The sequence below is a fragment of the Micromonospora sp. WMMD987 genome (genome assembly GCF_029581435.1).
Taxonomy (GTDB): domain Bacteria; phylum Actinomycetota; class Actinomycetes; order Mycobacteriales; family Micromonosporaceae; genus Micromonospora; species Micromonospora rifamycinica.
On sequence record NZ_CP120861.1, the window covers coordinates 2,129,503 to 2,149,387 of the forward strand.

At 73.9% G+C, this 19,885-nt stretch carries 19 protein-coding genes and 1 pseudogene; 8 read left to right on the plus strand and 12 right to left on the minus strand.

The features are described 5' to 3' along the window. Positions 1-31: 31 nt before the first annotated feature. From O7612_RS09365 to O7612_RS09380, 4 genes are all read right to left on the minus strand, one after another. Positions 32-2,098 (minus strand): 3-hydroxyacyl-CoA dehydrogenase NAD-binding domain-containing protein, encoded by a 2,067-nt coding sequence (locus O7612_RS09365; RefSeq protein WP_282272276.1) that lies wholly within the window; start codon positions 2,096-2,098, stop codon positions 32-34. Then, positions 2,095-3,291 (minus strand): thiolase family protein, encoded by a 1,197-nt coding sequence (locus tag O7612_RS09370; RefSeq protein ID WP_282272278.1) that lies wholly within the window; start codon positions 3,289-3,291, stop codon positions 2,095-2,097. Before O7612_RS09370 ends, O7612_RS09365 begins: the two co-directional genes overlap by 4 nt. A gap of 212 nt (positions 3,292-3,503) precedes the next feature. Further along, entirely contained in the window at positions 3,504-4,820 is a 1,317-nt protein-coding gene (locus tag O7612_RS09375; RefSeq protein ID WP_282272280.1) for a ribonuclease D, read from the minus strand. Positions 4,821-5,060: 240 nt separating this feature from the next. Next, positions 5,061-5,633 (minus strand): DUF3000 domain-containing protein, encoded by a 573-nt coding sequence (locus O7612_RS09380; RefSeq protein WP_067307411.1) that lies wholly within the window; start codon positions 5,631-5,633, stop codon positions 5,061-5,063. Between the two features lie 155 nt (positions 5,634-5,788). Here O7612_RS09380 and hemE point away from each other — a divergent pair, with 155 nt between their 5' ends. Genes hemE through hemQ form a run of 3 tightly spaced genes read left to right on the plus strand, consistent with a single transcriptional unit; the run spans position 5,789 to position 9,006 of the window. Then, entirely contained in the window at positions 5,789-6,886 is a 1,098-nt protein-coding gene (gene hemE / locus O7612_RS09385; protein WP_282272283.1) for a uroporphyrinogen decarboxylase, read from the plus strand. 3 nt (positions 6,887-6,889) lie between these two features. Next, on the plus strand, positions 6,890-8,296 hold the full coding sequence (gene hemG / locus O7612_RS09390; protein WP_282272285.1) for a protoporphyrinogen oxidase: 1,407 nt from the start codon (positions 6,890-6,892) through the stop codon (positions 8,294-8,296). Next, positions 8,293-9,006, plus strand: coding sequence for a hydrogen peroxide-dependent heme synthase (gene hemQ / locus O7612_RS09395; RefSeq protein ID WP_282272287.1), 714 nt, complete (start codon positions 8,293-8,295; stop codon positions 9,004-9,006). The genes hemG and hemQ overlap by 4 nt, the downstream gene beginning before the upstream one ends. Before the next feature lie 256 nt (positions 9,007-9,262). Here hemQ and O7612_RS09400 read toward each other — a convergent pair whose 3' ends face one another. From O7612_RS09400 to O7612_RS09410, 3 genes are all read right to left on the minus strand, one after another. Further along, positions 9,263-10,378 carry a lytic polysaccharide monooxygenase gene (locus O7612_RS09400; protein ID WP_282272289.1) on the minus strand — a complete coding sequence of 372 codons (1,116 nt, stop codon included), beginning with the start codon at positions 10,376-10,378 and terminating at the stop codon, positions 9,263-9,265. A gap of 420 nt (positions 10,379-10,798) precedes the next feature. Beyond that, positions 10,799-11,245, minus strand: a complete 447-nt coding sequence (locus O7612_RS09405) for a GNAT family N-acetyltransferase (RefSeq protein WP_282272290.1) — start codon at positions 11,243-11,245, stop codon at positions 10,799-10,801. A 204-nt stretch (positions 11,246-11,449) separates the two neighbouring features. After that, positions 11,450-11,707 (minus strand): Prokaryotic metallothionein, encoded by a 258-nt coding sequence (locus O7612_RS09410; protein WP_067307431.1) that lies wholly within the window; start codon positions 11,705-11,707, stop codon positions 11,450-11,452. Between the two features lie 156 nt (positions 11,708-11,863). Here O7612_RS09410 and O7612_RS09415 point away from each other — a divergent pair, with 156 nt between their 5' ends. After that, positions 11,864-12,139, plus strand: a complete 276-nt coding sequence (locus tag O7612_RS09415; protein ID WP_067307434.1) for an isoamylase early set domain-containing protein — start codon at positions 11,864-11,866, stop codon at positions 12,137-12,139. A 29-nt stretch (positions 12,140-12,168) separates the two neighbouring features. Here the strand turns inward: O7612_RS09415 and msrB are convergent, their stop codons facing one another. Continuing rightward, a complete protein-coding gene (gene msrB / locus O7612_RS09420) occupies positions 12,169-12,579 on the minus strand; it encodes a peptide-methionine (R)-S-oxide reductase MsrB (protein ID WP_282272296.1) in 411 nt (136 codons plus the stop codon). A gap of 47 nt (positions 12,580-12,626) precedes the next feature. Between msrB and ligD the strand changes: the two genes are divergently transcribed. Together ligD and O7612_RS09430 are read left to right on the plus strand one after the other, a co-directional pair. After that, positions 12,627-13,658, plus strand: a complete 1,032-nt coding sequence (ligD, locus tag O7612_RS09425) for a non-homologous end-joining DNA ligase (protein ID WP_282272298.1) — start codon at positions 12,627-12,629, stop codon at positions 13,656-13,658. Between the two features lie 273 nt (positions 13,659-13,931). After that, complete coding sequence (locus O7612_RS09430) at positions 13,932-14,087, plus strand: hypothetical protein (protein ID WP_282272300.1); 156 nt, start codon at positions 13,932-13,934, stop codon at positions 14,085-14,087. Between the two features lie 205 nt (positions 14,088-14,292). Here the strand turns inward: O7612_RS09430 and O7612_RS09435 are convergent. Continuing rightward, positions 14,293-14,511, minus strand: a pseudogene (locus O7612_RS09435) (hypothetical protein); the annotation flags it as partial. 154 nt (positions 14,512-14,665) lie between these two features. Here O7612_RS09435 and O7612_RS09440 point away from each other — a divergent pair. Next, positions 14,666-14,854, plus strand: coding sequence for a hypothetical protein (locus O7612_RS09440; protein WP_157517526.1), 189 nt, complete (start codon positions 14,666-14,668; stop codon positions 14,852-14,854). 19 nt (positions 14,855-14,873) lie between these two features. Here O7612_RS09440 and O7612_RS09445 read toward each other — a convergent pair whose 3' ends face one another. The 3 genes from O7612_RS09445 to O7612_RS09455 all read right to left on the minus strand — a co-directional run bounded on the left by O7612_RS09445 (position 14,874) and on the right by O7612_RS09455 (position 16,536). Next, a complete protein-coding gene (locus O7612_RS09445) occupies positions 14,874-15,059 on the minus strand; it encodes a hypothetical protein (protein ID WP_282272305.1) in 186 nt (61 codons plus the stop codon). Beyond that, positions 15,056-16,159 carry an XRE family transcriptional regulator gene (locus tag O7612_RS09450; RefSeq protein WP_282272307.1) on the minus strand — a complete coding sequence of 368 codons (1,104 nt, stop codon included), beginning with the start codon at positions 16,157-16,159 and terminating at the stop codon, positions 15,056-15,058. The genes O7612_RS09445 and O7612_RS09450 overlap by 4 nt, the downstream gene beginning before the upstream one ends. A gap of 83 nt (positions 16,160-16,242) precedes the next feature. Further along, on the minus strand, positions 16,243-16,536 hold the full coding sequence (locus O7612_RS09455) for a hypothetical protein (RefSeq protein ID WP_282272309.1): 294 nt from the start codon (positions 16,534-16,536) through the stop codon (positions 16,243-16,245). A 147-nt stretch (positions 16,537-16,683) separates the two neighbouring features. On the opposite strand from O7612_RS09455, the gene O7612_RS09460 reads away from it, so the two are divergent. After that, entirely contained in the window at positions 16,684-19,863 is a 3,180-nt protein-coding gene (locus O7612_RS09460) for an FtsX-like permease family protein (RefSeq protein ID WP_282272311.1), read from the plus strand. The last annotated feature ends 22 nt before the right edge of the window (positions 19,864-19,885 follow it).

A 19,885-nucleotide genomic window follows, 5' to 3' on the forward strand; every position in this document is an offset into this window, starting at 1 on the left:
GCCACCGCGATCGCGGGGGAGCGGGGACGGTTCAGGCGGGCAGGCTGGCGACCCCGTGGGGCAGGAAACGCCGCCCGGTGACCCGCTCGGCGGTGCCGGTCCGGTCCAGGTAGGGGGTGATCCCACCCAGGTGGAACGGCCAGCCGGCACCGAGGATCAGGCACAGGTCGATGTCCTGCGCCTCGGCGACGACACCCTCGTCGAGCATCAGCCGGACCTCCTGCGCCAGGGCGTCGAGCGCGTTCTGTCGCACCTGCTCGGCGGTGAGGGGCCGGTCACCGACCACGAGTAGCTGGGCGACCTCGTCGTTGATCCGGTCTTCGACGACGATCGGTCGGCCCGACTCGGCGATCCGGCGGAGGTTCTCGCTGACCGGGTACCGGTCCGGGTAGGCGGCGTGCAGGGTGCCGCCCACGTGGTAGGCCACCGCCGGCCCGACCAACTGGAGCAGGGCGAGCGGACGCATCGGCAGACCCAGCGGGTCCAGCGCGCTGTCCGCCACGTCCAGCGGGGTGCCCGCGTCGACGGCGGCGAACACGGTGCCCAGGAAGCGGGTGAGCAGCCGGTTGACCACGAACGCCGGAGCGTCCTTCACCAGCACCGACGACTTCTTGAGCTGCTTGCCCACGGCGAACGCGGTGGCCAGGGTGGCGTCGTCGGTCCGCTCGCCCCGGACGATCTCGAGCAGCGGCAGCACGGCGACCGGGTTGAAGAAGTGGAAGCCGACGACCCGCTGCGGGTGCTCCAGGTCGGCGGCCATCGCGGTGATCGACAGCGACGAGGTGTTGGTGGCGAGCACCGCCTCCGGCGAGACGATCTTCTCCAGCTCGGCCCAGACCTGCTTCTTGACGTCCAGGTCCTCGAAGACCGCCTCGATGACGAAGTCGGCGTCGGCGAAGGCGGACTTGTCGACCGAGCCGGAGACCAGGCCGTACAGCTTGGCGGCGGTGCCCTTGTCCATCCGGCCCCTGCTGACGGCCTTCTCGATCTGGGTGTGCACGTAACCGACGCCGGAGTCGACCCGGGACTGGTCCAGGTCGGTCAGCACGACCGGCACCTGGAGACGACGGGCGAACAGCAGCGCGAGCTGGCTGGCCATCAGGCCGGCGCCGACGATGCCGACCTTGGTGACCGGGCGGGCCAGGCCCTTGTCCGGTGCGCCCGCCGGCCGCTTGGCCCGCCGCTGCACCAGGTCGAAGGCGTACAGGCCGCTGCGCAGCTCCTCCGAGAAGATCAGGTCGGCCAGCGCCTCGTCCTCGGCGGCGGTGCCGGTGGCGAAGTCCGCGTCCTTCGCCGTCTCCAGCAGGTCCAGCGCCTGGTAGGCGGCCGGGACCGCGCCGTGCAGCCGCTGGTCGAGGGTCTGCCGGGCGAAGTACAGCACGCCCGCCCACATGTCCTTGTCGACCTCGGGACGGGTGACGGTGACCTCGCCCCGGACCACCCCGGCGGCCCACTCCAGGGACCGCTCCAGGAAGTCGGCCGGCTCCAGCAGCACGTCCGCGATGCCCATCTCGGCCGCCTGCTTCGGCTTGAGCATCTTGTTCTGCATCAGCGGGTTCTGGATGACGACCTGCGTCGCGGCCGGGATGCCGATCAGGTTCGGCAGCAGCTGGGTGCCGCCCCAGCCGGGCACCAGGCCGAGCGAGACCTCGGGCAGGGCCAGTGCCGCCGCGCCGCCGGAGAGCGTCCGGTAGTGGCAGTGCAGGGCCAGTTCCAGGCCGCCGCCCATCGCCGCGCCGTTGACGAAGGCGAAGGTGGGTACGGTGCTGTCCCTGAGCCGGGCGAAGACCCGGTGGCCGAGCCGGCCGATCTCCAGCGCCTGCTCCCGGTCCGCCAGCGCGGGCAGGCTGGTGATGTCCGCGCCGACGCAGAAGATGTACGGCTTGCCGGTGACCGCCACGAAAGCCGGGTCCGCGGCCAGCGCGGTGCTGATCGCCTCGTCGAGGCTGGCCAGCCCGGCCGGGCCGAAGGTGTTCGGCTTGGTGTGGTCGAGGCCGTTGTCCAGGGTGATCAGGGCGGCGGGCCGGTCCAGCCCCGGCACGGTCACCTGACGCAGCAGCGCCCGGGTGACGACCTCGTTCGGTGCGCTGAGGCTCATTTGTCTGCACCCTCCCAGTTGGGGTTCTCCCAGATGACCGTGCCGCCCATGCCGATGCCGATGCACATGGCGGTGAGGCCGTAGCGCACCTCGGGGTGCTCGACGAACTGCCGGGCGAGCTGGGTCATCAGCCGTACGCCGGAGGAGGCGAGCGGGTGACCGATGGCGATCGCGCCGCCCCACGGGTTGACCCGGGGGTCGTCGTCGGCGATGCCGAAGTGGTCGAGGAAGGCGAGCACCTGCACGGCGAACGCCTCGTTCAGCTCGAACAGGCCGATGTCGTCGATGCTCAGGCCGGCGATCCGCAGCGCCTTCTCGGTCGACGGGATCGGGCCGACCCCCATCACCTCGGGCTCGACCCCGACGTAGCCGTACGACACCAGCCGCATGGCGACCGGCAGGCCCAGCTCACGGGCGGTGGCCTCGTCGGCGAGCAGGCTGGCGGTGGCGCCGTCGTTCAGCCCGGCGGCGTTGCCGGCGGTGACCCTGCCGTGCGGGCGGAACGGGGTCTTCAGGGTGGCCAGCTTCTCCAGCGAGGTCTCCCGGGGGGCCTCGTCGGCGGTGGCCAGGCCCCAGCCGCCCTCGTCGTCGCGGATCGCCACCGGCACCAGGTCGGCCTGGAGCTTGCCGTCGGCGTACGCCTTGGCGGTCTTGACCTGCGAGGCGAGCGCGAACGCGTCGGCGCGCTCCTTGGTGACCTGCGGCACCCGGTCGTGCAGGTTCTCGGCGGTGGCCCCCATCACCAGGGCGGACGGGTCGACCAGCTTCTCGGCGACGATCCGCGGGTTGGGGTCGACGCCCTCGCCCATCGGGTGCCGGCCCATGTGCTCGACGCCACCGGCGATGGCGATGTCGTACGCACCCATGGCGATGCCCCCGGCGACGGCGGTGACGGCGGTCATCGCGCCGGCGCACATCCGGTCGACGGCGAAGCCGGGGACGGTCTTGGGCAGCCCGGCCAGCAGGGCGGCGGTGCGGCCGATGGTGAGGCCCTGGTCGCCGATCTGGGTGGTGGCGGCGACGGCCACCTCCTCGACCCGGTCCGGCGGCAGCTGGGGGTTGCGGCGCAGCAGCTCACGGATGCAGCGGATCACGAGATCGTCGGCGCGGGTGTTGGCGTACATGCCACCCGCCTTGCCGAACGGGGTACGGACACCGTCGACGAAGACGACATCCCGAACTTCTCGGGGCACTTGGAGCCTCCTTATCGACCACGACCCGGCCGACGCGCCGCGGGGGCGGCGCGGGCCGGGTGAGGGTCGGCCGGCACTGGCGTTTCCCGAGGAATGCTACTCGCCAGTAACCACAGCCGTCACCACCCCCGGTGTGGCCCACCCCACACTCGCGGGCGGGGTGAGCCGGTGGTGGCGGCGCACCCGGGTCGCCGGCGGTGCGGGGCGGTGGCTCAGGCCCGGGGCGCGGGCAGCAGCGCCTCGGCGAGCGCGGGCAGCAGGAGCGAGAGCTGCCACCGGCGCGCGCCGTAGCCGCGCAGCACCTCGGTGACGGTGTCCACGGTGATCTCTTCGGGGGGCTGCCAGGCCAGCCGGCGGACCGAGTCGGGGGTGATCAGGTTCTCCGGGGGGAGCCGGTGCTCACCGGCGACCCGGACCACCACCTCGCGGCAGCGGGCCAGCCGACCGGCCGCCACCGGGTCGCGTTCCGCCCATCGGTGCGGCGGGGGCGGCCCCTCCACCGTCGGGGTGACGGGCAACGCGTCGTCGGTCAGCTGGCGGGCCTCCTCGAGCGCGGTCAACCAGGACCGGGCCAGCCGGCGCACCGACCGGCCCCCGAATCCGGGCAGGGTCAGCAGGGTCTTCTCGTCCTTCGGGTCCAGCTCGGCGGCGGCGATGATCGCCGAGTCGGGGAGCACCCGACCGGGCGCCGCGTCCCGGCGGACGGCGATCTGGTCCCGGGCGTACCACAGCGCCCGGACCCGGGCCTGCGCCCGTGCCCCACGTACCCGGTGGATGCCGGAGGTCCGCCGCCACGGCTCCGCCCGCACCCGCGGCGGCCGGGCCGACCAGGCGATCAGCGCGGCGAACTCCTCCGCCGCCCACGGGGACTTGCCCTGCGCGTCCAGCTCGGCGTCCAGCGCGTCCCGCAGGTCGACCAGCATCTCGACGTCCAGCGCGGCGTACGTCAGCCACGACTCGGGCAGCGGCCGGGTGGACCAGTCCGCGGCCGAGTGGTGCTTCTCCAGCGTGTAGCCGAGCAGCTGCTCGGTCAGCGCGGCCAGGCCGACCCGCTCGAAACCGGCCAGCCGGGCGGCCAGCTCGGTGTCGAACAGCCGGCGCGGGCGCAACCCCACCTCGGCCAGGCAGGCCAGATCCTGGCTCGCGGCGTGCAGCACCCACTCGGTGTCGCCGATGGCCTCGTCGAGGGTGCTCAGGTCGGGCAGCGGCAACGGGTCGATCAGCGTGGTGCCGGCCCCGGCCCGGCGGAGCTGCACCAGGTAGGCCCGCTGGCTGTAGCGGTAGCCGGAGGCGCGCTCGGCGTCCAGGGCCACCGGACCGGAGCCCGCCGCGAAGCGGGCCACGACCTCCGTCAGCTCGGCGGGGGTGGTCACCGGCGCAGGGGTGCCGTCGCGGGGCGCGGTCAGCGGAACGGGCCCGCCGGTGGGCTGCTCGGTGCCCGGGTCCGCCGGCTCCGTGGGGGCCGGGGGCGGAACGTCTGCCGTGCGGCTTTCGGCGGCCCGACGGCGCAGGGGTGGTTCGTCGGTCACCTGACAACCCTAGTGCGCCGGGGCGACATGGTGTGCGTAGCCGGTCCGGTGTGTGTCGTCCGGGTGTCCGGCAGTGGGCCGGACGACACGGACGTACACCTCGCGCCGGGGACATCCGTTCCGGTCCGGGACGTCCCTCGGATGCTCGGGACATCTACTTGTGGCCGGGCGTGTCGCAGCGGGCGGCGTCCGACCGGCCGGGCCGTCCCCCGCCCGGTGCCGCCCGGTGGCCCGGGACGGTCAGGCCGCGCCGGCCGGACGACGCTCGGAGAGCGCGGTGACCCCGGGCGGCGGCAGCCCCGCAGTGGAGGCGAGCAGGGCGCACCAGGCCGACAGGTGGGCGGCCAGGTCGTCGCCGAGCGGCGTCCAGGAGGCCCGGATCTCCACGTCCCCGGCGGCGGGTGGGCCGGCCAGCTCGCCGAACCGGGTCGACACCGTCTGGGTGACCGTGCCGCCGGCCGCCCGGTACCGGGCCTCGTACGCCTCCAGCGCGTCGGTGAGCCAGGTCCAGCCCACCCCCGGCAGCAGCGGATCGGCGGCCAGGTCGACCTCCAGCTCGGCGGTCACGTAGGTGACCAGCCGCAGGGTGCCCTGCCAGGCGTCGTGCCCGGCCGGGTCGTGCAACAGGATCAGCCGTCCGTCGGCCACCTCGTCCTGGTCGCGCAGCACGGTGGCGGAGAGGGCGAACGCGTACGGGGCGAGCCGCTGCGGTGCGCCGACCTCCTCCAGGACGATCTCCTCCCGGGGGGTGACCGACCGCAGGCCGGCGACCGCGCGGGCGAACGTCTCCGGGAGCGCGATCGGGGGGGCCATGACCGGCAGCCTATGCCGCCGCGCCGTCGCCTGCCCGGACGGCACGCCGAAGCGGCACCCCCGCGGAGCCGGTCGACGCCGACCGGGCGGGGCGCGGGTCACAAATGGCGGCGCTGCCGGTCCGTGTCGACCGGATGCGTGGCACGATTGCTGTGATGACCATCGACACCACGGGCACTGCCGCCCGAGACGGAGAATCCCGCCGGGGCGGGCCAGCCGACTCGACCTTCGTCCGGGCCTGCCGCCGGGAGTCCGTCGGGCACACCCCGGTCTGGTTCATGCGCCAGGCCGGCCGGTCCCTTCCGGAGTACCGGGAGATCCGGGCCAACGTGGGGATGCTCGACTCCTGCCGCCGGCCGGACCTGGTCGCCGAGATCACCCTCCAACCGGTCCGCCGGCACGGCGTCGACGCGGCGATCCTGTTCAGCGACATCGTCGTCCCGGTCGCCGCGGCCGGCGTCGACCTGGACATCGTCGCCGGCACCGGGCCGGTGGTCGCCGAGCCGGTCCGCACCGCCGGGGACGTGGAACGGATCCACCGGATCGACCGCGCCGACGTGTCCTACGTGGACGAAGCGGTCCGGCTGCTCGTCGCCGAGCTGGGCGACACCCCACTGATCGGCTTCGCGGGCGCCCCGTTCACCCTGGCCAGCTACCTGGTCGAGGGCGGGCCGTCGCGTACCCACGCCAGGACCAAGGCGATGATGCACGGCCAACCCGAGCTGTGGCACGCGCTCTGCGCAAGGCTCGCCGAGGTGACCCTGGCGTTCCTGCGGGTCCAGGTCGACGCCGGGGTCTCCGCCGTGCAGCTCTTCGACTCCTGGGCGGGCGCGCTGTCCGAGGCCGACTACCGCCGGTTCGTGCTGCCGCACTCCACCACCGTGCTGTCCGGGCTCGCCGGCACCGGGGTGCCCCGCATCCACTTCGGGGTGGGCACCGCCGAGCTGCTCGGCGCGATGGGGGAGGCCGGGGCCGACGTGGTCGGGGTGGACTGGCGTACCCCGCTGGACGTGGCGACCCGCCGGATCGGCCCGGACCGGGCGGTGCAGGGCAACCTCGACCCGACCGTGCTGTTCGCCCCCTGGCCGGTGATCGAGGCGGAGGTCCGGCGGGTCGTCGAGCAGGGTCGGGCCGCCCCCGGCCACGTGTTCAACCTCGGCCACGGCGTGCTGCCGGAGACCGATCCCGAGGTGCTGACCCGGGTGGTCGCGCTGGTGCACGAGGTGTCCGCGCACCGGGCCGGGCAGGGCTGAGCGGTGCGGCCGTGGCGGGTGGCGGTGGTCGGCGGCGGGATCACCGGCCTGGCCGCCGCGGTCCGGCTGCGCGACCGCGCCCCCGCCGGCACCGAGATAACCGTGTACGAGCAGTCCGGCGCGCTCGGTGGCAAGCTGCGCACCGGTGAGCTGGCCGGGCGACCGGTGGAGTTCGGCGCGGAGTCGTTCCTGATGCGGGATCCGGCCGGCGGCGAGTCCGCCGCGGTGACCCTGGTCCGCCGGCTCGGCCTGGCCGGGCGCATCGTGCACCCGACCGTCGGGCAGGCCGCGCTCGTCGTCGACGGGGAGCTGCGCCCGGTGCCGGGCGGCACGCTGGTCGGCGTACCCGGGGATCTGGCGGCGGTGGCGACGGTCGCCGAGCCCACGGCGGACGCCGACCGCGACGGCGGCCGGCCGTTGCTCGACGCGGACCAGGACGTCTCGGTCGGCGCGCTGGTCCGGGCCCGGTTCGGCGACCAGGTGGTGCAGCGGCTGGTCGACCCGATGCTCGGCGGCGTCTACGCCGGCCGGGCCGACGACCTGTCCCTGGTCACCACCATGCCGGCGCTGGCCCGTACGGCCCGGGTGGAACACACCCTGGTCGGCGCGGTCCGGGCCGCGCAGGCCGCCGCGCCGCGCGCCCCCGGCGCACCGGTCTTCGGCACCCTCGCCGACGGGCTGAGCACCCTGGTCGGGGCGGCGGCCACGGCCAGCGGCGCGACGATCCGCCGCAACGCGGCGGTCCGCGAGCTGACCCCGGTCGGCGACGGCTGGCGGCTGACCGTCGGGCCGACCCGCGACCCGGAGCGGGTCGAGGCGGACGCGGTGCTGCTCACCGTGCCGGCCCGGCCCGCTGCCCGGCTGCTCGCCGGGTTCGCCGCGGCGCAGGCGACGACCGTCGGCGGGCTGGACTACGCCAGTGTCGCGCTGGTCACCCTCGCGCTGCCCGAGCCGGCCCTGCCCCGGCTCTCCGGCTTCCTGGTGCCGGCCACCGAGGGGCTGCTGACCAAGGCGTCCACCTTCTTCACCACCAAGTGGGGGCACCTGGCCGCGCCGGACGGGCTGGCCCTGGTCCGCGCCTCCGTCGGCCGGTACGGCGAGGAGACCTCGCTCCAGCTCACCGACGACGACCTGCTCGCCACCGTGCACCGGGAGCTGACCCGGGTGCTCGGGGTGGCGTTGCCCGCGCCGGTCGCCGGTCACGTGCAGCGCTGGGGTGGTGCGCTGCCCCAGTACCCGCCCGGCCACACCGACCGGGTGGCCGCCGTCCGGGCGGCGCTGCGCGCGTCACACCCCACCCTGGCGGTGGCCGGGGCGGGTTTCGACGGGGTCGGCATCCCGGTCTGCGTCCGCTCCGGCGAGAGCGCGGCCGGGGAGATCATCGAAGCACTGGGAGGATCGGGTCCATGACCGAGCAGAGCACCGAGCAGACCAACGCGGCCCGGCTCAGGGAGCTGAACGCCACCGTCCGCTACACCATGTGGTCGGTGTACCGGGCCACCGGTGCGCTGCCGGCGCTGCGGGAGAACGTCACCGGTGAGGTGGAGTCGCTCTTCGAGGAGCTGGCCGGCAAGGACGTCGTGGTCCGGGGCATGTACGACGTGGCCGGGCTGCGCGCCGACGCGGACGTGATGATCTGGTGGCACTCGTCGTCCAGCGACGCCCTCCAGGACGCCTACCTGCGGTTGCGCCGGACCACCCTGGGGCGGGCGTTGACCCCGGTGTGGTCGCAGCTGGCGCTGCACCGGCCGGCGGAGTTCAACAAGAGCCACATTCCGGCCTTCCTCGCCGACGAGGCCCCCCGCCCCTACCTGTGCGTCTACCCGTTCGTGCGGTCCTACGAGTGGTACCTGCTGCCGGACGCCGAGCGGCGGGAGCTGCTGGCCGAACACGGCAAGATGGCGCGCGGCTACCCGGACGTGCGGGCCAACACGGTGGCCTCGTTCGCCCTCGGCGACTACGAGTGGATGCTCGCCTTCGAGGCCGACGAACTGCACCGGATCGTCGACCTGATGCGGGACCTGCGCGCCTCCGGAGCGCGCCGGCACGTCCGCGAGGAGGTCCCGTTCTACACCGGCCGGCGTCGTTCGGTCGCCGACATCGTCAACTGCCTGGTCTGACGGGGCTGACCCCCGATCGTCGTGCCCCGGCGGTCAGGACCGTGCCCGATCGTCGTGCCCCGGCGGTCATGATCGCCCGATCGCGGTGCCCCGGCGGTCATGATCGTGCCCGGATCGCGGTGCCCGGGCGGTCATGATCGCCCGATCGCGGTGCCCGGGCGGTCATGATCGTGCCCGATCATGGAAATAGTGGCCTCCCGCGCGGCGGGAGGCCACTATTTCCTTGTTGTTGCGTGTGCTGTGCTGTGCCGACCGGTCAGACGGTCGCGGTGCAGACCGGGGTCGGGCTGGTGCCGCTGCTGCCCGAGGCGAGGAAGCCGAAGGTGGTCTTCCCGCCGGCGGCCAACGCGCCGTTGTAGTTGACGTTGCGGACGGTCACCGCCGACCCGCTGCTGGTCAGTGTGGCGTTCCACGCCTGGCTGATCTGCTGGCCCCCGGAGTACGTCCAGTTCACCGTCCAGCCCTTGATCGCCGAGTTGCCGGCGGTCACGTCCACCTCACCCTGGAACCCGCCGTTCCAGGTGGAGGTCACCCGGTAGGTCGCGGTGCAACCACCGGTCGCCGGCGGCGTGGTCGGCGGGACGGTGGTGGGCGGCGGGGTGGTCGGCGGGGCCGTGGTGGGCGGCGGGGTGGTCGGCGGCGCGGTGGTGGGCGGCGGGGTGGTCGGGTTGGTACCGCCGCCGAAGTCCACGTCACTGCACAGGTAGTACGACTGGTCCAGGTGGCTGGCCTGCCACACGGTGTAGACGATGTGCCGACCGGTACGGCCCGGCGCGTTCACCGGGACCTGGATCGACACGCCACCGGTGTCCTTGTCCCACTGGGAGGCCGGCGTGTTGCCGATCTGCCCGGCCAGCTCCAGGTTGTTCCAGCCCAGGGGCGTGTTCAACGCGTTGAAGCCCTGCTTGGTCACGTACACCCGGATGTAGTCGGCACCGTGGCTGGCCTGGTCGAAGAACTTCAGCCGGAAGCTGTTCGCCACCGACGTGGTCTTCCAGGCGCCGAGGGTGTCCAGGGCGTTGTAGCGGCCGTTCTGGGTGCGTCCGCCGCTGCACAGCTGGCCGGTCGGGATGGCACCCTGGTGGTTGCCGGCGACACCCTCCCGGAACAGGCCGTTCCAGTTCCACATGGCCTGCGGGTCGGCCTGCCAGGCCTGCCAGCACATCGGGTCCTCGGTGGCCATTCTCGGGTTCTGGAACTCGGCACCCCAGCGCTCCCAGCAGCTGTAGGCGCGGAAACCCGGGTTCACCACCGCGCCGTGCGCGGACGCCGAGTTGGCCAGGGCGGTGGTGAGCAGCAGCGCGATGATCGCGCCGACGGTGAGCAGCGACCCCGCGATGGCGGTGGGTCGTCTGCGTAGGACGGTGGACATGGAGCCTCCGAGGTGAAGGGGTCGGTCGAACGACGCCCGGACGGCCAGGAGTTGCCCCTCCCGTGCCTGCTGTACGGCTCCCACGACGGCTACTCACGCAGGCTTGCACAAGAAAGAGTTATCCGTCAATGTCGGAGTGGGGCGGTGGGCGGTGCCCCGGCGTTCCCGCGCGCCCCCGCCCGGTCCGACGCCGCCCCGCCCGGTCCGACGCCGCCCCGCCCGGTCCGACGCCGCCCCGCCCGGTCCGACGCCGCCCCGCCCGGTCCGACGCCGCCCCGCCCGGTCCGGTCCGACGCCGCCCCGCCCGGTCCGGTCCGATGCAGCCTCGGTCGGTTCTGTTCCGGTCGACCCTGTCCTGGTCTGTTCTGTTCCGGTCGGTCCTGTCTCGGTCGGCCCTGTCCTATCCTGGTCGCGGGCCGGTCAGTTTCCCCGGCGCATCGGCAGGTGCGGGATACCGTCCTCGACGTACTCCGGCCCGGTCACCGTGAAGCCGTGCCCGGCGTAGAAGCCGGCCAGATGGGCCTGGGCCGCCAGCACGCACGGCCGGTCGCCGACCAGCCGGAGCGCCTCGGTCATCAACCGGCCGGCGAGTCCGCCACCCCGGGCCGCCGGGGCGACCACCACCCGACCGATCCGCGCGACGCCGCCCGGGTCGGCCAGGATCCGCAGGTACGCCAGGACGGCCCCGTCGCGGGCCAACCAGACGTGCCGGGTGTCCGGCTCGACGTCCCGACCGTCCAGCTCCGGGTACGGGCAGTCCTGCTCCACCACGAACACGTCGATGCGCAACCGCAACAGGTCGTGGAACGTGTACGGGTCCAGGTCGGCGAACCGGGCGACCTGGACGTCGACGGGGTGCGGTGCCATCCCGCGATGGTAGGCGGACCCGCTCCGGCAGTCGTGACGGGCTGGCTCGGTCGTGACCGTGACGGGCTGGGTCGGTCGCAACGGGGCTGGCTCGCAACAGGGCTGACTCGCAACAGGGCTGACTCGCAACAGGGCTGACTCGTGACGGGGCTGGCTCGCAACGGGGCTGGCTCGTGACGGGCTGGCTCGGTCGGTCGGGTCAGGTCAGGCCGGGCGGGCGCCGACGGCGTCGCGGATCTCGGCGCCCAGGGCCTCCACCGCGCGGGCGCAGTGCGCGCAGCAGAAGAACCGGCCGCCGACCTCCACGCCGTGCCCGATGATCTTCACGTCGCAGTGCTCGCAGATCGGCGCGAGCTTGTGTGCCGCGCACTCGAAGGAGTCGAAGGTGTGCACGTCACCGCTGACCGTACGCACCTCGAACGCCATCCAGTAGTCGTTGCCGCAGACCTCGCAGGTAGCCACCTGTCGTACCCCCCGAATCAGAGCAATGGCCACCAGCTTGCGGCAGACGGCGGCGGTCCGGGGCGAAATGCCCCGGGTTGATCGGTTCGGACGGCGTTTCGCCCCGGCGTGTCGGGCGTTGGACCCGGTAGGACGCCTCGACCCCGGGAGGATCACGTGATCAAGCGCAGCAAACTCTTCGGCACCCAGACCCGGGTCACCTTCTGCCTGCCCCGGGACACCCCACCCGGCCCGGTCAGCGTGGTCGGCTGCTTCAACGACTGGCAGCCGGGCCGGCACGAACTGGTGGCCCGCCGGGACGGCACCCGTACGGTGACCGTCCGGCTCGGCCCCGGCGAGCACCGGTTCCGCTATCTCGGCACCGGGGGCGTCTGGCTCGACGACTCCTCCGCCGACCGGGTGGACGACGAGGGAAGCCTGCTGCTGCTCTGACGCCACCGGCCGGCTCGGCCGTACCCGGCTCAGCCCTGTTGCGGCTCCAGGCGGATCGACACCGAGTTCACGCAGTGCCGGGTGTCCTTCGGGGTGAATCCCTCGCCGTGGAAGACGTGCCCCAGGTGACTGTCGCAGCGGGCGCAGCGGATCTCGGTGCGGACCATCCCGAGGCTGCGGTCCTGGATCTCCCGGACCCGGCCCGGGATGGCGTCGTCGAAGCTCGGCCAGCCGCAGTGCGAGTCGAACTTGGTGTCGCTGGAGAACAGCTCCAGCCCGCAGGCCCGGCAGTGGTAGACGCCGGGGGTCTTCGTGTCGACGTACTCGCCCGTCCAGGGGCGCTCGGTGCCGGCCTCGCGGAGCACCCGGAACTCCTCCGGGGTCAACCGGACCCGCCACTCGTCCTCGGTGCGGGGCAGCTCGTTCTCGTCAAGACTCACCCGTCAACCGTACGTCGGATGTCGGGGGCATCGCATATGGTCGCGCCATGGCGAAGGCGACAGCGACCGAGGTCGAGGTGGCCGGGCGGCCGGTCCGGCTGAGCAGCCCGGACCGGGTGATCTTCCCGGAGCGCGGCTTCACCAAGGCCGACGTCTTCCACTACTACCTCGCGGTCGGCGACGGCATCATGCGTGCCCTGGCCGACCGACCGACGACCCTGCAACGCTTCCCCGACGGCATCGAGGGGGAGGCCTTCTACTCCAAGCGGGTGCCCACCCGGGGGGTGCCGCCGTGGGTGCGGACGGTCGGGATCACCTTCCCCAGCGGCCGGGGTGCCGACGAGCTGCGTCCGACCGACCTCGCCCACGTCGCGTGGGCCGCGCAGATGGGCACGGTGGTGTTCCACCCCTGGCCGGTCCGGGCCGCCGCCGTCGACCACCCCGACGAACTGCGGGTGGACCTCGATCCGCAGCCCGGCACCGACTTCGCCGACGCGGCCACCGCCGCCGCCGAGCTGCGCGGCATCCTCGCCGAGCTGGGCGTGACCGGTTGGCCGAAGACCTCCGGCGGTCGGGGGGTGCACGTCTACCTGCGGATCGCCCCGCGCTGGACGTTCACCGAGGTCCGCCGGGCCACCATCGCGCTGGCCCGGGAGCTGGAGCGGCGTCGCCCCGAGCTGGTCACCACCGCCTGGTGGAAGGAGGAACGTGGGCGGCGGGTGTTCGTCGACTACAACCAGATGGCCCGGGACCGCACCATCGCCTGCGCGTACTCGCTGCGCGCCAACACCCGGGCCACCGTCTCCACCCCGGTCGACTGGGACGAGTTGCCCGGCGTCGACCCGGACGACTTCGACCTGCGTACGGTGCCGGCCCGGTTGGCCGAACGGGGTGACCCGCACGCGGGTATCGACGACACGTCGTTCGACATCACGCCCCTGCTCGACTGGGCGGAGCGGGACGCCGCGCAGGGGCTGGGTGACCTGCCCTATCCACCCGACCATCCGAAAATGCCCGGGGAGCCGAAACGGGTGCAGCCGAGCCGGGCGAAGCGTCCGGCGGGCGACCCCGCCGACTGAGCCGGGAAAGCCGGCGGCCGGCGTTGTGCCGGCGGGGTGCGAATCATCTGCGTCCAGTGCCACTCCCACGCGTGAAAATTGCTTTCCGCCGCACTCTTTCCGGTACTGATGATTGCGCTCGCGCCGCTGTCACGCCTACGGTCGAATATGAAAGGTGGGATGCGCGGAAGGTGGCTGCACTCGTATGACCAGGGCATATGCCCTCGGTCAATGGTGGGGTTGACCGGCTCCGACTCATCCGACCGGGCACGCGTACCGGACAGGGGTTTCACCATGGCGGCCACGACGAGGAAAACGCAGCGGATCGGCGGAACCCGGGGCCAGCATTCGGTGATCCTGGAATACCTCAAGATCCTGCCGGCCGTGCTCACCGGCGTGGCGGCGGTGCTCGTCGCGCTCACCGGACTGCTGACGCTGATCGTCAAATAGCGTCCGGAACCCGGTCGTCCCCACGATCCCCACTCGCGGCCGGTGTGGGCATCCGGTCGGCTTCGGATCGGCATTCCGCTCCAGGGTGGGTTTCAGGTCCCGGAGCCGGTTCCGGTTCGTGTTCCGGGCTCGGGCCCGGGTTGCGGCCCGGGTTCGGATCGTGCTCGTCGGCTGGCGTAGGTGCGCTCGCGGCTCGGGCGGGTGGCCGGGCCGTCCAGGCCAGGAAGCGGTCGAACAGTTCCGTCGGGGACGGGGCCGGGTGCGGGTTGAGCCGCACCAGATCGGCGGTGGCCTCGAACAACTGGCTGGCCAGGTAGATCGAGAGCGCCACCCGGTCCCGTCGGTACTCCCTGGTCAGCAGTAGTCGGGCGGGTTGGCACGGCCAGGGTGCGGCACACGTCCGGCACCGCCAGAGCGGACGCATCGGCTGGTGGGCGGCCCGGGGCCGTGGCTTCCGGTCATGAACAGGCGAGGTGTTCGGCTTGGTCACCACGCCATCGTTGCGCTGTCCGTTGTCTGTGTCAACAGTCTGCGTAGTTGTCGGAGTCGAGTGGGCTTCATGCTGCCATCGTCAACCCGTGGACCTCGTTGGCGTGTCGGAGATCAGGACGATGCTCGGGAACGTCTCCCGGCAGCGCGCGTCCGTGATCGCCAACCAGCGGAACTTCCCGGAACCCGTGGCGGTGCTGGCCATGGGCAAGGTCTGGCGGAAGGCCGACGTCGAGGCGTGGATCCGCGAGCACCGACCGGAGCTGACGAAGGACTGAGCGGGCCGACTACAGCAGGTTATGTCGGCGCGTAGGGGTGCTCGGCGGCGCCCGCCCTCAGTTCCTCCAGCACCACCTGCGTCGTCCAGCAGTCCGTGCCGACCAGCAGATCCTGGAGGACGTCGAGCCGGTCGGCGAGGGTGAAGTGGGCCAGGACCATGGTGTCGAGCACAAGGATCGGCTCGCGCTGCACCGGCAGATTCACGGGGCTAGCTCCCCGTCGTCCTGCTCGGGGAGGTCTTCGTCGGTGAGTTGGCCGTACATCAGCTCGATCGCCCTGGCCCTGCTGATCCGGTTGGTCCGCCACGCCGTGAAGACCGCGTGCGCGTAACTCGGCGACACCCGCACCGCGGCAAGATCGGGCTGGGGCGTCCAGCCCAGTGCCTCCAGGAACTCCGCCCGGGTGGGCCGGAGATGGCTCCAGGCGCGACGAGTCGTACCGTCGATCACCTCCGCCTGCTCGGCCTGCCGCAACGCCAACAGCCACGAGGTGCGGTAGTCGGCGGCATACCTGATCAGTTGGTCCCGGCTCGGCTGGCCGCCGTCGGCACGGGCACCGGCCAGGGCGTCGACGGGCAGCAGAAGTTCGGCGGCGAATGCGTCGATCACCGCCTCCCGGGCCGTGCGGGAGGTGCTGACCCCCAGGTCGGTCGAGTACTCGTCACCGATGATCAGGTGGCCGAGCTCGTGGGCGGCGGTGGCGCGGCGGCGGCCCGGATCCCCCTGGGTGCTGACCACCGCGACGGCCAGGTCCCCCTCGGCAAGCGATGCGCCGTCACCCGGCAGGTCGGTGACGAGCACCCACTGCCCGGCCCGCTCGCAGAGGTCCACGATGCTGTCGATCGGCGCGGTCCCCAGGCCGGTCTCCTGCCGTAACCACCGGGCGGCCCCTCTCGCCTCGGCTTCGGACGACACCGTGCCGGGGTACCGCAGTGGTGGGCCGCTGCGCAGCACACCGAGGTCGACAAGCTGCCGCACGTCGTGCAGCCACTGCACCAGAGCGATCTCCAGTCGTTCGGACGACCGGGCGGCCTCGGTGTCGGTCTCCTCGGTCAACAGGGCGGTGCGGTGCGACAGCACCGAGGGTCGGGGCTCGACCAGGTACTCCATCGACACCTTGAGCCTACGGGCCAGGCGGGCCAGCTCGACGCCGTCCAGGCGTCGGGTGCCGGCCTCGATCTTGGCGAGCATGGTCCTGTCGAGGCCCACCCCGTCGGCGAGCTCCTGCTGTGACACGCCCATCGACAGGCGGGCCAGTCGTACCTGCTCACCGATGCGACGCCAGTCCTGCTGCTCCCCGGCCATGGTGCGATAATCGCACGTCTCGAGTCGGGACGGGACGACGTCGCGATGCGTCCTCGAGGTGGATCGGCCTCGAGGTGGGCTGGTCAGCGGCCGGCGGCGATCGCCTCGACCGCCTCCTTGGCGGTGCGCAGATCCGTGCCGGTCGCCTCCCGGTACGCCTTGATCGCCTTGATCTTGTCGCCCCGGGCCAGGTGTTCCCGCACCCCGGGCAGCGCCGGCCCCCGGTCCACGATGCCGAGATGATCCATGATCAGCCGCTGCCGCCGCTCGATCTCCGTCAGCCGGAACGACACGGCGCCGCGGTCGTCCCGGCGGGGGAGCTGCGCCAGCAGGGCCAGCACGAGGGCGACGGTCGACAGGACGAGCGCGGTTTCCATGCCGCCGATCCCACCAGATCACCACCGGCCGGCCAACCAGGGGGCGTCAGAGTAACGATCACGTAACGGGTGCCAACCTTTCCCGTCGGGTCGGCGCTCTTGCTCTCCGTCGGCCCGACCCGGGCCGGTTAGCGGGGAGGCGGCACGATGACGCTGGTGTGGAGGCGGGCCCGCGAGGCCCGCGGCCTGCTGCTCGCGGCGGTGGCCGCCGCGCTGGTCGCGGTCGCCCTGGTCACCGGGCTGGCCGACTACAACCGGCGGGCCGTCGACGCCGGCCAGCGGGCGCTGATCGCCGCCGCCCCCGTCGAGGAACGCAGCCTGCTGGTCAGTGGCTCCGGCGGGCGTGACCCCGCCGAGTACGCCGACCGGGACCGGGCCGTCCGGGACGGGTTCCGCACCGCCCTCGCCGGCACCCCGGTCCGGGTGGCCGCCGCCCGCTACGGCACCGGCCGGGAACTCACCGGCGACCTCGGCCCCGTCGTCCGCACCGGAACCGACCCGGTCTTCGCCACCCTGGCCACCCTGGACGACCTGCCCCGGCACGCCGACCTCGTCGACGGCGGCTGGCCGACCGCCGGTGCCGGCCCACTCCAGGCCACCCTGCCGGAGAAGGTCGCCGGCGCGCTGGGCCTGCGGGCCGGCGACCGGGTGCCGATGCGTGACCGCAGCGCCGACCGGCGTACCGAGGTGCTGATCTCCGGCACCTGGCGGCCCCGCGACCCGGCCGACCCGTACTGGCGGCTCGCCCCCGGGCTCGTCGCCGCTCCCGGGGCCGACGCCGCGCGCGGACCGTTCGTGCTCGACCCGGCCGACTTCGCGGCGACCTTCCCCGGCTCGGTCTCCGCCGCCTGGGTGGTCGCCCCCGACCTGGCCGCCGTCGGGGCGGACCGGCTGCCCGCGCTGCGCCGGGCGATCACCACCGCCGCGACCGAGGTCCCCGAGGCGGCCGGGCTGGGCTCCTCCGCGCAGGCGGTGACCGCGCTGGACCGGCTGATCGACCGGATCGGCCGGGCCGACCTGGCCGGCCGCTCGGCCCTGGCCACCCCGCTGCTGCTGATCGTGGTGCTCGGCGGGTACGCGCTGGTGCTGATCGCTGCCCTGTTGCACGAGGACCGCCGCGCCCAGACCGCCCTGCTCCGGGCGAGAGGTGCGGCCCGCCGCCAACTCGCCGGCCTGGCCGCCCGGGAGGCGACGCTAGTGGTCGTCCCGGCGGCCCTGCTCGGGCCGCTGCTCGCCGGTGGGGCGCTGCACCGGCTCGCCGCCGACGGCCCGGTCGACCCGGGTGGTGCCGGCAGCGGCGGGGTCTGGGCGGTGGCGTTGGCCACCGCGGTCGGCTGCCTCGTCGCCATGGTCGCGCCCACCCTGCGGGGCGCGGACAGCTACGTGGGTGACCTGGCCGCCCGGTCCCGGCCCGACCGGACCGGCACGATCAGCCGCGCCGGCCTCGACCTGGCCCTGGTCGCCTTCGCCGTGCTGGCCTGGGTGCAACTGCGGAGTTACTCCTCCCCGCTGGCCGGTGCCGGCAACGACCTCGGCGTCGACCCGCTGCTGGTGGCCGCCCCGACGCTGGGCGTGCTGGCCGGTGCCGTGGTGGCGCTGCGGCTGCTCCCTCCGGCCACCCGGTTCGCCGAGCGCTTCGTCGACCGGCGACCGTGGACCGCGACCATCTTCGGGATGTGGCAGGCCGGCCGGCGTCCGCACGCCGGACCGGTGCTGCTGCTCGCCCTCGCCGTCGGCGGCAGCACCCTGGCCTGGTCGCTCGTCGCCACCGGGGAACGGTCGCAGGCGGACCAGGCCGACCACACCGTCGGCGCGGACCTGCGGCTGGTCGAACGCACCGGGACCGCCCCCGTCGACCGGGCCGCCGCGCTCGCCGCGCTGCCCGGCGTCGACCGGGCGCTGCCGGCCTGGCGGGACGACGTGCGGGTCGGCCGGGACGACCGGCAGGCCACCGTGCTGGGCCTGGACACCGCGCACGCCGCCGAGGTGGTGACGTTCAGCGACCGGCTCGCCGACCGGCCCGCCCGGGAGCTGTTCCCCCCGCTGGCCGCCGCCCGGGGACCGGCCGCCGGGGTGCCGCTGCCGGCCTCCGCCAAACGCCTCGCCGGCACCGTCCGCACCCCCGTCGCGCAGCCGGTCGGCCCGCACCGGATCGCGGTGGCGGTGCTGCTCGCCCGCGACGACGGGCTGGCCTACCGGCTGCCGGTGGCCAGCGCCGGCAGCGACGGGCGGGCCGTCGCCTTCACCGTCGACCTGCCGGCCGGCGACGGGCTGCGACTGGTCGGCTTCGAGGCCGACGGCGGGGACGTGGCCGGTAGCGAGTACGCGCTCCAGGTACGCGACCTGCGCGTCGTCGGCCCGGACGCCCGGTCGACCGCCGTCGCGCTGACCGGCCGGTGGCGGGTGGTCGCCGCCGAGTCCACCGAGCAGAGCGGCGTCACGGTCGCCGACGCCGGACTGACCGCCGACCACCCGGTCGGGCTCGTCGCGGGCGGCCGGTACGCGTTCCAGCCTTCCTCCCGCTTCGCGGTGGTGCCGGACGGCCCGAAGGCCGCCGTGCCGGCGTTGATGACCCCGGCCGTACGGGCCGCGCTCAACGTGCGCACCGGCGAGACCGTGGTGCTGGAGCTGTCCGGGGTGTCGCTGCCGGTCCGGCTGGTCGGCGAGGTGACCGCGCTGCCCGCCACCGCCGGGGACGGGGTGCTGCTCGACCTGCCCGCCGCGACCGACTGGCTGATCCGCGACTCGGGCACCGTCCGGGCGGTGCCCGAGTGGTGGCTGCGGGTCGACCCCGCCGGCCGGGCCGAGGCGACCCGGGCCGCCGCGGCGCTGCCCGCGGTGACCCTGCTGGACCGCCGGCAGGCCGCCGTGGTGGCCGCCGCCGACCCGTACTGGCAGGGCGCCCGGACGGGGCTGCTCGCCGCCGCCCTCGGCTCGGTGCTGCTCGCCCTGGTCGGCCTGGTGGTGGACGTCTGGGCCACCGCCCGGCACCGGGTCGGCGAGTTCGCGGTGCTGCACACCCTCGGCGCGTCACCCGGGCTGCTGGCGCGGGCGCTGCTCGCCGAGCAGACCTTCCTGGCCGGGATCGGCGTCGGGGTCGGCCTGCTGCTCGGCGCGGCCGTCGGGGCCACCATGGCGCCGCTGGTGGTGCTCACCCCGGCCGCCGGGCGGCCGGTGCCCGAGCCGGTGTTCGCCCTGGCCTGGACCCCGATCGGGGTGACCGTGGCCGGGCTGCTGCTGGCCGCGCTGGCGGGCAGCGCGGTGATGGCCGCCGGCCTGCGGCAGCGGGTCGCCGTCGCCCGGCTGCGCGGCGGGGACGACCGGTGAGGACACCGACGACCGGGCCGCC